11 protein-coding genes are annotated in these 15,111 nt (G+C 26.2%); 7 read left to right on the top strand and 4 right to left on the bottom strand.

The window, feature by feature from the left end:
* Positions 1 to 3 precede the first annotated feature (3 nt).
* The 4 genes from pyrC to amt form a co-directional block, all read right to left on the bottom strand.
* The gene (gene pyrC, locus B0174_RS06755; protein WP_108558963.1) at positions 4 to 1,035 is read right to left on the bottom strand and encodes a dihydroorotase; all 1,032 of its coding nucleotides are present in this window, start codon (positions 1,033 to 1,035) and stop codon (positions 4 to 6) included.
* On the bottom strand, positions 1,035 to 1,373 hold the full coding sequence (locus B0174_RS06750; RefSeq protein WP_108558961.1) for a P-II family nitrogen regulator: 339 nt from the start codon (positions 1,371 to 1,373) through the stop codon (positions 1,035 to 1,037). Before B0174_RS06750 ends, pyrC begins: the two co-directional genes overlap by 1 nt.
* Positions 1,374 to 1,426: 53 nt before the next feature.
* Positions 1,427 to 2,611, bottom strand: a complete 1,185-nt coding sequence (locus tag B0174_RS06745) for an ammonium transporter (RefSeq protein ID WP_407641248.1) — start codon at positions 2,609 to 2,611, stop codon at positions 1,427 to 1,429.
* A gap of 123 nt (positions 2,612 to 2,734) precedes the next feature.
* Positions 2,735 to 3,949: an ammonium transporter gene (amt, locus tag B0174_RS06740; protein WP_108558958.1), complete on the bottom strand. Its 1,215-nt coding sequence runs from the start codon at positions 3,947 to 3,949 to the stop codon at positions 2,735 to 2,737.
* Positions 3,950 to 4,132: 183 nt separating this feature from the next.
* On the opposite strand from amt, the gene B0174_RS06735 reads away from it, so the two are divergent.
* The 7 genes from B0174_RS06735 (at position 4,133) to B0174_RS06705 (ending at position 15,101) form a co-directional block, all read left to right on the top strand.
* On the top strand, positions 4,133 to 6,058 hold the full coding sequence (locus B0174_RS06735; RefSeq protein WP_108558955.1) for an ankyrin repeat domain-containing protein: 1,926 nt from the start codon (positions 4,133 to 4,135) through the stop codon (positions 6,056 to 6,058).
* Between the two features lie 98 nt (positions 6,059 to 6,156).
* A complete protein-coding gene (locus B0174_RS06730) occupies positions 6,157 to 7,014 on the top strand; it encodes a hypothetical protein (RefSeq protein WP_108558953.1) in 858 nt (285 codons plus the stop codon).
* A gap of 115 nt (positions 7,015 to 7,129) precedes the next feature.
* Positions 7,130 to 7,882: a sigma 54-interacting transcriptional regulator gene (locus tag B0174_RS06725; RefSeq protein ID WP_108558950.1), complete on the top strand. Its 753-nt coding sequence runs from the start codon at positions 7,130 to 7,132 to the stop codon at positions 7,880 to 7,882.
* Positions 7,879 to 10,419, top strand: a complete 2,541-nt coding sequence (locus tag B0174_RS06720; protein ID WP_108558941.1) for a [protein-PII] uridylyltransferase family protein — start codon at positions 7,879 to 7,881, stop codon at positions 10,417 to 10,419. The genes B0174_RS06725 and B0174_RS06720 overlap by 4 nt, the downstream gene beginning before the upstream one ends.
* 37 nt (positions 10,420 to 10,456) lie before the next feature.
* The gene (locus B0174_RS06715) at positions 10,457 to 11,440 is read left to right on the top strand and encodes a substrate-binding domain-containing protein (RefSeq protein ID WP_108558939.1); all 984 of its coding nucleotides are present in this window, start codon (positions 10,457 to 10,459) and stop codon (positions 11,438 to 11,440) included.
* A gap of 14 nt (positions 11,441 to 11,454) precedes the next feature.
* Complete coding sequence (locus tag B0174_RS06710) at positions 11,455 to 13,644, top strand: PAS domain S-box protein (RefSeq protein ID WP_108558936.1); 2,190 nt, start codon at positions 11,455 to 11,457, stop codon at positions 13,642 to 13,644.
* A 134-nt stretch (positions 13,645 to 13,778) separates the two neighbouring features.
* Positions 13,779 to 15,101, top strand: a complete 1,323-nt coding sequence (locus B0174_RS06705) for a cation:dicarboxylate symporter family transporter (protein WP_108558934.1) — start codon at positions 13,779 to 13,781, stop codon at positions 15,099 to 15,101.
* Positions 15,102 to 15,111: the final 10 nt, after the last annotated feature.

The following is a 15,111-nucleotide window of genomic DNA, read 5'->3' as shown; positions in this document are numbered from 1 at the left end:
TTTTTAATCAATACTTTTTATGCTCCAAGAAATTCTTTCTCCTGAATACATAGGAACAACACTTTCATAATTGTATTCATAAGCAGAGGGAACAATAAAATCTTTTTTTACTAATGTAATTTTTTTCGTTAATGGTGTTAGATTATAAATTTTTTGTGCATTTAAAGATACAAATTTATTTAAATTATCTAAACATCCATGCTCTTCAAAAATCTGTGTTAATACTTGTAAAGCTATTGGTGAAGTAAATACACCAGCTGCACAACCACAAGATTCTTTTCTATGTTTAGGATGTGGTGCTGAATCACTTCCAAACATTAATTTTGGATGAGCTTTTAAAGCTGTATCTAATAAAGCTGCTCTATCTTCTGGTCTTTTTGCTATTGGTTTACAAAATAAATGGGGATTTAACATTCCACCAGCTACATCATCAAGTGTAATTATTAAATGATGTAGAGTAACTGTCGCATATAAATTTTCATATTTATCAAGTAATTCAATAGCATCTTTTGTTGTGATGTGTTCCATAATAATTTTAAGATTTGGAAAAGCAATTGCTAGTGCTTCATAAATTGGAATAAACTCTTTTTCTCTATCCATTACAAAACCATTAGTTTCACCATGAATACATAAAGGGATACCTAATTTACTCATTGATTCTAAAGTAGGTCTCAAAACCTCAACATCCATAGAAGAAACACCTGTTTCAGAATTTGTTGTGATTCCTGCTGGATAAAGTTTAATAGCAATAATATCATTTTTTATATCTTCTAAAAATTCATAAGAATAATCATTTTTAAAAAATAGTGTTAAGTAAGGTTCAAAGTTATCTTCTTCACAAATAGCATTTATTCGTTGTTTATAAGATAATAATTCTTCTTTTGTTGTAATTGGTGGTACTAAATTTGGCATAACTAAAGCACCACTAAAAGTTTCAGAAGTTAATGGTCCAACTAAACCTAACATTTCACCATCCCTTAAATGCAAATGCATATCTAAAGGTTCATTTAGCTCAAAAGTAGAAATATTGCTCATTAAATAGCTTCCTCATCTTGTTCACCTGTTCTAATTCTAATAATTTTTTCAACAGGTGAAACAAATATTTTACCATCTCCGATTTTACCAGTTTTTGCAGCTTCAATAATTACTGCAATTATTGAATCTACATTTTCATCAGCAACAATTAACTCTAATTTTATCTTTGGTAGGAAATCAACTACATACTCAGCTCCTCTATAAAGCTCACTATGTCCTTGTTGTCTTCCATAACCTTTCACATCAGATACTGTCATACCAGTAACTCCTGCTTGTGATAATGCATCTTTTACATCTTCAAGTTTAAATGGTTTAATTACAGCTTCAATCTTTTTCACTATGAATCCTTTTTTTAGTTCTTATATTTTAACAAAATTTTTTTAAATTAATATTAGAATGCTCGTTTAAATTCAGGATAAGCTTCAATACCACACTCTTCTACATCTAATCCTTGCATTTCTTCATCATTTCCAGCTCGTAATGGCATTATTTTATTAATTAAATATAATGTTACAAAAGAACTTACAAAAGCAAATACTCCAATAACTAAAATTCCTTTTAATTGTCCTAATAATGTAATTTTATCATTTGATGCAAAAATACCAACAGCTATTGTTCCCCAAATTCCATTTAAAAGGTGAACCGATAAAGCACCAACAGGATCATCAATTTTCATTTTATCAAAAAAAGAAACTCCAATAACAACCAAACATCCACCTAATGCACCTATTAATATTGGTGTATAAATATTATATAAATCAGCTCCAGCTGTAATTGATACTAAACCACCTAATGCACCATTTAAAATCATTGTTAAATCAAGTTTTTTATAAACAAGGTGCATAATTATTGCCACCATTATTGCGCCACTTAATCCAGCCGTATTTGTATTCAAAATCGTAAGTGCAACTAAATCTGCATTTTCTTTACTTGTAATTGAACCCACACTTCCACCATTAAATCCAAACCAACCAATCCATAATAAAAATGCACCTAAAGTAACTAATGGAATATTGGATGCTGGAATTACTCTTATTGCACCCTCTTTTGTATATCTTCCTTTTCTCGCACCAATTATTAAAATTGCAGCTAATAAAGCCCAACCACCTGTACTATGAATTATAGTTGAACCTGCTAAATCATACATAGATAATTCTAAAATTGTATTTTTTAGAAAATTTGCTCCCCATGTAATATTTACAACCAAAGGATAAAGAACTGATGCCATAATAACTGTAAATAATCCTAATGGAATAATTTTAGCTCTTTCACTAACTCCACCACTCATAATATTTACAACTTTACCAACAAATGCCATTTGAAATAAAAATACAGCCCATTTACTCATAATTTCACTTCCAAAGTCTCCAAAAGCTAATGAGTAACCAAACAATAAAAAAGTTAGTGAAGCGATTGAATAAATAAGTGTATTTATTGTTAACACTGTTGTAACATTTTTAGTTCTTACAATTCCAGCTTCCAGCATTGCAAAACCGGGAACCATAAAAATAATCAATGTCATCGCAAAAATTGCGTATAAAGTGTTGATGATATAAGAGATAGATTCCATACTCATAATATTCCTTAATTTTTTTACTATTATAACAGTATAAAAAATATAATATAAATTATTGATTGTATAATTTATATACAATCAATAGGAAAATACTCCTTCTATCTTTTTGTTTTATTTTTTTAATTATGCCCTTTTAAATTCTGGATAGGCTTCTAATCCTGTTTCATTAATATCAAGACCATTAACCTCTGTCTCATCATCAACTCTTAATCCAATTAATAAATCTATTATTTTCCAAATAATAAATGATGAAATAAAAACAAATGAACCAACTACAACCACCCCTTTTATCTGAGCTAAAAAAGTAACAGTAGGACTAAAAATACCAACAGCTAATGTTCCCCAAATACCTGAAACTAAGTGAACAGATAAAGCGCCAACGGGATCATCAATTTTTAATTTATCAAAAAATGGAACAGCAAATATTATTAATGCACCACCAATTAATCCCTCAATTAAAGCTACATCAATTCCCAAATTGGGTCCTGCTGTACAAGAAACAAGTCCTGCTAAAGTACCATTTAAAACCATTGTTAAATCGATTTTTTTATAAATAAGTTGTGTTAAAATAGCAGCCATTAATCCACCAGCACATGCAGCCATATTAGTACTTGCAATTACAGAAGCAATTGCATCAATATCTTCTTTTGAACCAAGAGCTAATTGAGAACCACCATTAAATCCAAACCATCCCATCCATAAAATAAATGTTCCAAGCGTTGCCATAGGAAGATTTGAACCAGGAATTGGTCTTACTTGACCATCTTTTGCGTATTTACCTTTTCTAGCTCCTAAAATCAATACTCCAGCAAGAGCCGCCCATCCACCAACAGAGTGAACAACGGTTGAACCTGCAAAATCAGAAAATCCTGTCATAAAACCGCCAAGTTCAGATTTTCCCCATGACCAATGTCCTTGGATTGGATAAATAATACTTGTTAAAATTATTGTAAATATTAAAAATGGCCATATTTTCATTCTTTCTGCAATAACTCCTGAAATAACAGAAGCCGCAGTTGCTACAAAAACAACTTGAAAGAAAAAGTCTGCCATTACAGGATAACCCATTCCTTCGCTTGTTTTTCCAGACAACATTACTCCACTTCCAATAAAAATATTTCCATCACCATACATAAAGTTGTATCCAACGAAATAAAACATAATACAAGATATTGCAAATAATAAAATATTTTTTGTCAAAACTGTTGCAGTATTTTTACTTCTTGTTAAACCAGATTCAAGCATAGCAAAACCAGCTGCCATCCACATTACAAGAATTCCTGCAAATATAAATAAAAAACCATCTAAAATATATTTTACATCAGCAAAATTTTCCATAAAATTCCTTTGTGTATATTTTATTTAGATTATAGAAACTTTATACATTATTGTAAACATTTTGTTGTATATTAAATATGCACAATATTATTCCTAGTATATTTTTATCGTTTAAAGCTGAGAACTTGCTTTTTTATTATATAATCGCGAATAAATTATATTATAAAAATATTGGTTGGTGAAATGTTCAAAAAGCTCATAAACAAGACTAAAACTACTGAAGAAGAATTTTTAAAAGAATTATTAAATCAAAATGCTAGTAATGAAAAACTAGATAAAATGCATAGTGAACTTGGTTTAGATTTAAATACCTTAAGTGTTCATAACGAACTTATTTTGCATTACTGCTGTAAAAAAGACTTATATCAATCAGTTGTTTGGCTTATTGCAAACAACATTAATCTAGAAATTCAAAATTCTCAAGAAGAAACTGCAATTTTTTATGCAATACACGCTAAAAATAGTGCAATCCTACAAATCTTAATTGAAAATAAAATCAACATAAACCATTTAAATATTTATAAAAGAACAGCTTTACAAGATGCTGTTATTAGTGCAAATAATAGAATTGTAAATTACTTAATTCAAGTTACTCAAGCTTTAGACAATAGTGATATTCATGGAAATAATTTAATTTTTGACGCGGTTGCAAATGGTAATATGGAAATTATCAGAAAAGTTGGTGCATTAGAAGAGCTAAATATAAACCAAGTTAATAAAGATGGAAATACTATTTTACATAAAGAAATTGTTATCAGAAATAATGAGTTGGCTTTATTACTTATGGAATTAGGTGCAAATCCAACTATTATGGATAGAAATGGCAGAAATTTTATTTTTTATGCAATATCAAAAGGTATCAAAAATATTGACATTATAGAAAAAGCTCTTTCATTGGGCTGTAATATAAATAGTAGAAGTAGTAAAAACAAGACTCTGCTAATGGAATCAATAGCATATTTTTTAGAAACACCAAAAGAAAATACAGAAATAAGAAATGATCATTTAGAAATGATTAGAGAATTAATTCGTTTAGGTATAAGTGTTGATGCAACGGATGATAATAATGAAAATGCACTTTTTTTAGTTACAAGAAGTGAAAATAAAGAGTTAATTGATACTCTTTTTGAAGATGATCATAAAATAGATTTAAATCATCAAAATAATCAAGGTGAGACTGTTTTATCAATTTTGGCATTAAATGGTATTAGAAACATTGAACTAATGAAACTATATTTAAAAAAAGGTGCAACTCCTGATTTAGAGAATAAACATGGAAAGTCTCTTATTGAAATACTTATTGATATAGTTTTATATTCAGAAAATAGAAAACCTTTAGAGTTTGAATATGAAATATTATTAAACGAAGATGCTGAATATGCGAATGTATTAGAGATTATTTTAAAAAGTCATAATGTTGATATAAATAAATTAAATTCTAAACATGAACCTTTATTTTTTGATTCTATTGTCTATTTTAATTTTAAACTATTTAAATTATTAAGAGTTAAAGATATTAATCTAAATCAAAGAGACAAAGATGGAAATAATATTATCTTTAAACTGATGAATTACAATGATAAAAATCTAATAAAAGATAAAAAACTATATTTAAATACTATAAAAAGTCTGATAAATGCAGGTGTTGATATTAATGCAAAAAATAATGAAGGATTAACTGCTCTTCATATTGCAGTTGGTGAAAAGTGTGAACATACAATAAGACTTCTTTTAGAAATGCGTGCTGATTGTTTTGTTACTGATAAACAAGGAAGAAGTATTATTCATATTTGTATTTGGAAAAATACGACCAAATATTTTAGACTACTTTATCACTATAACAAAGAAGTAATGAATTTACCAGATAATTATGGAATAAGACCAATAAATTATGCAGCATTTATGGGGAAAAAAGATTTAGTAATAGAGATGTTAGATGTTGGAGCATTAGTAAATAATTTAGAAAAAAAAGATCCTAAAATTTTGCAATTTCTTCAAAAATTTCATGTAAATATTAAAACACTTACAAAAGGGATTGAAGACTCTAATAATGTGAAAAAACTAGAAGTACTTGCAGAAAATATGATCAAAGAATTTAATATAGAATAACTCACTTAATATTATATTTGTATGATTAATAAACAGATGATTTTATATTATCCCCTTTTATTTTCATATACTTATGATAAAGATACAGAGGAATTTATATGAAAGAATTTTTTGAAACATATATACAACATCAAGAAGATATAGAATATTTTTTACAAGAAAGTCTAAAAAATTCAGGAAACTTATCAAATCACAAAAAAAATAATTTTAAACAACTCTATACAATATTTCCTTCATTAGAACTTGTTTATATTGTAAATAAAGATACAAAAACTCAAATTTCGGAAAATTTCTATAGATACAAAACAGATGAAAATGCAAGAAATAAAGATCGTTCACACTTAATTTTAAAACTTCATTTTAAAGAATCTAATATCGCCTTTTCTAAACCTTATATTAGTAGCGCAACAAGAAGTAATTGTGTAACAGTTACCATAAAAGAAGGTGAAGATATATTTTTTCTAGATTTTCAAGTAGATATTTTATTACAAAAATTAAATCTAATTGAATTAAATAAACCTTTTCATAGTATTACTAAAAGCTTTTATATATTAGCTGGGATTTCAATGATAGTTTTATCTGTATTTACTATTTTATTTTCTATTTATGACTTTATTACTTACTTATTTTCAAATCATGCCTTATCTCTTGAAATGATTTTTAAACCAATAATTGCCCTTACTTTAAGTATTGCAATATTTGATTTAGCAAAAACTATTTTAGAACAAGAAGTATTTTTTAAATCCTATTCAAAAAATTCAAAAGTTGAAACAAAAATTTTAACAAAGTTTTTAACAACAATTATTATTGCACTTTCAATTGAAGCTTTAATTGTTGTATTTAAAATTGCTATAAATGACTATGTTCAAATGATAAATGCTTTTTATTTAATAGCAGGAATTGCATTAATATTAATTTCTTTAACAATCTTTATTCACTATTCAAATAAAGATTAATATAAAAAGATTTACTAATGTATATTAAATATACAAAAGAATAAAAGATTTTTATTTTTATACAGTATAATATTTTTTAATCTCATAAAATAAAGATTAAAAAGAGGTGGTAATTATGCAAAATTTTATTGCAGAAGATGAAATTTCAAAGGAAATATTAAATTCAGCAAAACTTTTACAAGCAGTTCAAGTAAATGCACTTATTTTAGGAAAAGCAGGGACAGGAAAAAAATCACTTGCTAAATATATACTACCAAATTCAGATATTTATGAAGCTAAAAACTTACAAAAAGATATAGCTGATGATGTAATCTTTTTACAAAACGAAGCTATTATAATAGATAAAATTAATGAAATAACAAATATTGACCTATTCTTAAAATGGGTAGAAGATAATAATATTAGACTAATTGCTATTTCAAATACTGAAAATTTAAATCAGAAAATAAAAGATATTTTTTCAATTAATCTTGAAATTCCTAGCTTAGCTAAAAGAGAAGAAGATACAAAAGCTTTGGTAAATAAATTTTCCACAGAAGCCAGTTCAATCTTAGATTTACAAAAAGTTTCCCCTTCAAAATTAATTATAAATATAACAAATAATGCTCATAGTTTAAGAAAATCTATCTATTTCTCATACCTTTTTGAAACTATTGGCGAACACGAAATTTTAATGTTTTTAGAAAAATATATTAGTGAAAATTTACATGGAGAAAATTCATATAAAGAGTTATCATATATTTTTGAAGTTCCTTTACTAAAAGCCTCAACTGCAAAATATAAATCTCAAGTTCAAGTTGCAAAACATTTAGGATTAAATCGAATCACATTAAGAAAGAAACTAGAAATCTATAAAGATTTATTATGATTGAAATAAGTATACAAATAGAAGAACTTATATCAAACAACGCTTCTGATTTTGAAATCTCTAAAGTTTTCAAGACATACTACAAAAACTATCTAGATTCAATTGATACAACAGTTGAAACAACAGGTGGAAAAGATTTTTTTATAAAACATACAAAACATACTGATAAATTTTTGATTTTACTTTATAAGTATATTTTACGAAAAAATTTTGCTTCACATCAACCTATGAGTTCTTCAATCCCTATTAGTTTAGTTGCCTTAGGTTCCTATGGAAGAGAACAACTTTGTATTTATTCTGATATTGATATTATGCTTTTATACGAAAATGTAAAAGGTTATAACTTAAAAAATATTATGGAAGAATTTATAACTTTGGCTTGGGATTGTGGTTTAAAATTAGGCTCAAGAGTTCATGAATTAAAAGAAATAGGTGAAGCTGTAAAAGAAGATATAACAATTAAAAGTTCTATTTTAGAATCAAGATTAATTTATGGTTCAAAAAATCTTTGGTTTGGTTATCAAAATGTTTTAAGCAAAATCAGAAAAACAAATCAAAAAGAGTTTGTTTTAGATAAATTAGAAGAACATAAACAAAGACTTTTAAAATATCCACTAAAAATGGAACCAAATATAAAAGATGGTTATGGTGGAATTCGAGAATCAAATATGATGTATTGGATGGCAAATATTTTATATGGGGTAACAAATACAAAAGATTTAATTGGAACACAATTTACAGAAGATGAATACAAAAAATATAGACAAGCTTTAGAGTTTATATTTCAAGTTAGAAATGCTTTACACAATATTGCAAGAAAAAAACTTGATCAAGTTACTTTTGATATTTTGCCAGATTTAAGTTCTAAACTGGGCTTTAAAAATAAATCAAGATATACAAAAGACAGACAATGTATGTCAAAGATTTTATCTTGTTTACATATTATTCACAGTTTTACAGCAACTATGGTGAAAAAATTCACAAGACAGATTTTATTTGAAGCCCAAAATATACCAAAATTGAGAAAATTGAGATTCAAAAAAAATCTTTATATTATAAATAATACTTTATATTCTTCTTTTCATAGAAAAGAACAAACGCTAAATTCTCTTTTAAAAGAGTTAATTGAACTTCCTTTAAATATTGAAAGATTTGATAGATCATATATTTATTATGCAAGTCGAGCAAAATTACCAAAAGTTCAAACCAAAGAATTAAAGAAAAATATAAAAACAATTTTGTCTAAACCAAATTTATATCCTTTAATGAAATTAATTTATAATGCAGGTTTATTTCAAGCTGTACTTCCAAGTACAAAAAAAATGATGGATCAACCACAATTTGATGGTTATCATACACATCCTGTTGATATTCACTCTTTAAAAACTCTAAAATTTTCTCAAAATATTGAAGATGAATATATAAAATCAATATTTAATGACTTAAGCAATGAACAAAAAATATTAGTTAGATTAGTTGCTTTTTTTCATGATATTGGAAAAGGAAGAACCGAAGATCATCATATTGTTGGAGAAAAACTATTTAAAAGTATGATGAAATCTTTTGATTTTAGTGAAGAGTTTATAAAACTAGGTGCAAGACTTGTAAGATACCATAATATGATGTCCTATATGGCAACCCATGAAGATATATATTCTGAAAAAACAATTCTAAATTTTACTGGTTTAGTAAAAACAAAAGAGGCTCTAAAACTATTATATGCCGTTACATATTGCGATATTTCTGCCGTTGGGAAAAATATTTTTAGTAGTTCAACCGCTTCACTTTTAAAACAACTTTATTTACAATCTCTTCCTGCTTTTGAAAATGAAGGATTTTTAAATGAAAGTAAAAGAAGAATTGCAAAACAAAATACAATCAAGAATCTTGATAAATATAAAGAATTACCTGTAATTTTACAAAAAAAGATTATGTATATTTCTTCAAATCAAATCTTCTTAAGACTAAAAGCTGAAGATATTTTGGATATTGCAATTAAAGCAAAAGATGTAGAAACATATATTTATAAAATAATTAATGATTCTCAACTTACAATTAGAATCATTAGAAAATCCCCTTTAAATCTGGGATATTTACTAGGAAAACTAGAATTTCTAAATATTGCAGCTATGAATATTTTTAAACTTTATGACAATAAAAAAGCCTTTGATATTTCATTTTCAGAAAAAGTTAACAATGAAGACCTCTTTTTTATAGAAGAAATCATAAAAGACTCTTTTGATATGAGCAAAACAGTTATTACAAAAACACCTATAATAAAAAAAGATGACATTAGAATTGATTGTAATCACACAGCTTATTTAGCATCTATGCATATTATTGCGAAAGATCAAAAAGGTCTTTTTGCCTATATTGCAAAAATATTTGATGATTTTAAAATAGAAATTGAAAGTGCTAAACTTCATACTTTAAATGGTTATGCAAGAGATTTGATACTAATAGAGAAAAATGGGAATTTTTGTTCGAAACAAGAAGAGATTATAAACCTTATTTGCATTAATGACAAGGAAATATGATAGAATAAATAACTTAATATTTTTTTAAGAGGGATAAATGAGAATTCTTAAGCATTATATTTTAACTCTACTATTTTTACTACTTAGTTTTTCTATTTTAAATGCAAATTCTAATAAAAAAATTGCGTATATTGTTTCAGATACAACTATTCCATATTGGAATATTATGTCTCATGGAATAAAAAATAGTGCAGAAACTTTAGGTTATGAAGTTGAAGTTTACAACTCTTTAAATGATTCAAAAACTGAATTAGAAAATACAATAAAAGCAATAAATGAAAATGTTTCAGGAATTATTGTTTCACCAAACAATTCATCTTCTTGCTCAACTATTTTAAAACTAGCAAAAAAAGCAAATATTCCTGTAATAATCTCAGATATTGGAGCAGATTCAGGTGAGTATATTTCATATATTTCTTCTGATAATAAAAAAGGTGCTTATGATATTGGAATAACTTTAGCTGAAAAAATATCTATTTTAAAAATCCCTAATCCAAAAGTTGCAATTATTTCTATTCCTCAAAAAAGATTAAATGGACAAGAAAGAACAGCTGGTTTTGTAAAAGCCATGGAAGAATCAACAATAAAAAATACAAATTTAAAACAACAAATAACATTTTCAAAAGAAGAAACATATAATTTTACAAAAGAATTATTAAAGGAAACTCCTGATTTAAACGCAATTTGGCTTCAAGGTTCGGATAAATATCAAGGTGCTTTAGATGCTATTTATGAAAGTGGTAAAAAAGATAAAGTTTTACTTCTTACTTTTGATGCAGAACCTGAGTTTGTTGAACTTATTGAAAATGACACTTTACTTGCATCTGCAATGCAACAGCCTTTTTTAATGGGAGAAAAAGCAGTTGTTTTATTTGACAAATATTTTAAAAATGAAAAGATTGAAAAAAATTATAAACTTCCAGTTCTTGCCATTTCTAAAGAAAATATAAAAGATAATTTAGCACTTATAAAAAGAAATGTATTTGGAATAGATTCTGAAACTAATAAAAAAATTCAATAGCATGGATATTAAAAATGTATAATCCTAAAAAATCCTTATATCTAATTCTTTTTACAATTATTATTTTGTCTGTTACTATAATAATTTCTATAAATTCTACATATAATTATATAAATATCAGAAATCATCTTATTAAGGATATAAAAAACAACTCAAATAATATAATTTTAGAACTAAAAAATAATATTAAAAACCTAGTTGCTTCATACTCAATAAATGAATATGAAAAAGTTTTATTCAATGAAATAGAATCTAATGATATATTACTTGCAATTGTTCTTAAAGATTATAATATGGGAAAACTTTTAGGTAAAGAGTATGAAATTAGTGGAAAAATTAGAGATGAAAACTCAAATATTATTGATTTCAACAATGACATTCATCAAAACCTTTTAACTCAAGCATATTATGAAAAAGTTTTTGATATAACAAATCAAGAATCAAATAAAATTGCAACAATTCACATATATATTTCTAATAAATCACTAGATAATGAACTTGATAAAGTTATTTTCAATAATATAGTAGAAGCTATAATCATAGCATTAGTACTTATATTATCTTTGTTTTTAACTATCCGTCATTTTATATTAAAACCTATTTCAAATATGATTAAAATCATAAATGATACAGATAAAGATGGGATACCTAATGAAAAGTTCTCTTTGAGAGGTTCAAAAGAGATATTTTTACTTTCAAATACTATGAATAATATGATTGAAACTATAAAAAGTTCAAGAAAAACTTTAAAAGACAATGAAAACAGACTAAAATCTCTTTTACAAATGAGTCCAATTGCTGTTAGGATTGCCACAAATAATGGTGAAAATATAGTTTTTGCCAATAATTCATATTTAAAATTAATTGATATTCAAGAAAGAGAATTAATAAATAAAAATCCAAAAGTTTACTATATTCATGAATCAATATATAAAGACATTTTAGACTCTTTAGAAAGAAATGAAAGAATTGAAAATAAACTAATTTCTTTAAATGTAAGTGGCAATGAAGTTTGGGTAATTGCATCTTACATGAATATAATTTATGATGAAGAAGAAGGAGTTATTGGGTGGTTCTATGATGTTACTGATAAAATAAAAATTCAAAAACAAATAGAAGAACAAAAAAATGAGTTTGAAACAATCTTTAATTATTCTATTGATGGCTTAGCAATAATTGATTTAAATAGTAATTTTTTAGAATTTAATGGTGCATATATAAACTTGACTGGTTTTTCAAGAGAAGAGTTACTAAAAACTTCTTGTATTAAACTCACTGCTCCTGAGGATTTAGAAAGAGTTGAGATTGCCTTTGAAACAATTACGGAAAAAGGTTTTGTTACTGATTTTGAAAAAACTTGTATAGTAAAAGATAATAGAAGTGTTACAGTAAATGTATCTATGGTTTTACTACCTGATAAAAAAAGAATTCTATTAAGTGTAAAAGATATAACTCAACATAAACTTATGGAATCACAATCAAAATTGGCTTCAATGGGTGAAATGATTGGAAATATTGCGCATCAATGGAGACAACCTTTAAGTCTTATTTCAACTATTGCAAGTGGAATAAAAGTAAAAATGGAATTTAACCAATTTGATGAAAAAGAACTTATTTCTAATATGGAAAATATTATAAAACAAACAAATTATCTATCAAATACTATTGATGATTTTAGGAATTTTATTCAAAATTCAAATGATAAAGGAGAGGTTCTAGTTTCAAATATTATCAAAAAAACATTATCTATTTTGAATCCATCAATTGTTAGCCACAATATTACGATGATTTTAGATACACAGGATGATATTAAAATTGATGGTTATGAAAATCAACTTATTCAAGCTTTAATAAATATACTTAATAATTCAAAAGATGCTTTAAAAGAAAATATTAAAGAAAGTGAAGATAGATTTATTTTTATTGAAACAAAAACTATAAATGATGGTTTAATCTTAAGAATCAGAGATAATGCAAAAGGAATTCCTGAGGGTGTAATTAATAAAATATTTGAGCCCTATTTTACTACTAAACATAAAAGTATTGGTACAGGAATTGGATTATCTATGGCTTATCAAATCATTACAAAACACCATAACGCACATATTTTTGTTTCTAATGATACCTTTGAATATGCACATAAAATGTATACAGGTGCTTGTTTCTCAATTACTTTCAAGAATATAGAATCAAAATTAAGTTAATTTTATTTAACTATGTTTCTTTTGACCTCATTTCCAAAAAAAATATTTTAAAACTATTATTCAAGAATAAACTTACACAAGATAGACATAATTTACAGATATAGTCCATCAATAAAAAAACTTAAGGTTGTTTCTTGGAAGAAATATTAGATGAAAAGAAAAAAGATTGGACAAACTACACAATCAAAAGCTTAGCTTTCTGGGTTATTGTTGCCATTATTTCAGGTATTGTTTTTGGTGTTATTAATCCAAAACTAGCAGTTGAAGCAAAACCAGGGATTGATTGGTTTATTCAAATACTTAAATGGCTTGTTGGACCTATCATATTTTTAACAATAATTTCAGGTATTGTTGGTCTAAAAAGTCTAAAAGAAGTAGGAACTATTGGATTTAAAGCATTTGTTTACTTTGAAATCGTAAGTACATTTGCTTTAGCAATTGGTGTTTTATTTGGTAATTGGTTTGCACCAGGAAGTGGAATGAATCTTTCTGTTGATTCACTAGATCCTGCAAGTGTTGAAAAATTCACACATGGTGATCCACATTTAGGTTCTGTTTGGTCTATTTTAAAAGGAGCAATTCCAACTGATCCAATTACTCCATTTTTAAATGGGCAAACACTTCAAGTGTTAGTGATGGCTTTAACATTGGCTATTTTAATCTCTGCATTTGGTGGAGTTTATAAAGAAAAAATTTTAGCGCCCCTTGAAACTGCTCAAAACTTTTTTTTCAAAATTTTAACAGTTTTAATGTGGTTAAGTCCAATCGCAAGTTTTAGTGCTATGGCATTTTTAATTGGTAAATTTGGTATTGCTTCTTTAGTTAATATGGCTAGTTTATTAGGAGTTATGTTTATTTCTGTTTCTGCTTTTATTTTTGTTGTTTTAGGAATCATCTTATCTATTTTCAAAATCAATGTTTTCAAATTTATGAGATTCATTTATAAAGAAGTATTAATCGTATTTGCAACATCTTCAAGTGAATCAGCTTTGGCTCCACTTATGAGAAGACTAGAAGCTGCGGGAGTTAGTAGAGGAACAACTGGTTTAGTTATTCCAACTGGATATTCATTTAATCTTGACTGTACAAATATTTATTTATCACTTTCAGTTATATTTTTATCACAAGCCTTTAATATTCCATTAACTATAGGTCAACAACTTAGTATCATTATTATTTTAATGGTTACATCAAAAGGTGCTGTGGGAGTTACAGGTTCTGGATTTATCGTTTTAGCGGGAACTCTTTCAGCACTTGGTGGTGTAATTCCAGTTGTTACAGTTGCTGTTTTATTAGGTGTTGATAAATTTATGAGTGAAATGAGAGCCGTTGGAAATCTGTGTGGAAATGCAGTTGCAGCTGTTGTTGTTGGTGCTTGGGATAAACAAATTGATATGGAAAAATTCAAATATTCACTTGATTATCCAGAGAGCGTTAAAGATGTAATTCCTGGATAATTACCCAAAA

It is taken from the genome of Arcobacter caeni (assembly GCF_003063245.1).
Taxonomy (GTDB): domain Bacteria; phylum Campylobacterota; class Campylobacteria; order Campylobacterales; family Arcobacteraceae; genus Aliarcobacter; species Aliarcobacter caeni.
The sequence above is the reverse complement of the archived record's forward strand: the minus strand, read 5'-3'. Positions and strand labels throughout refer to the sequence as shown.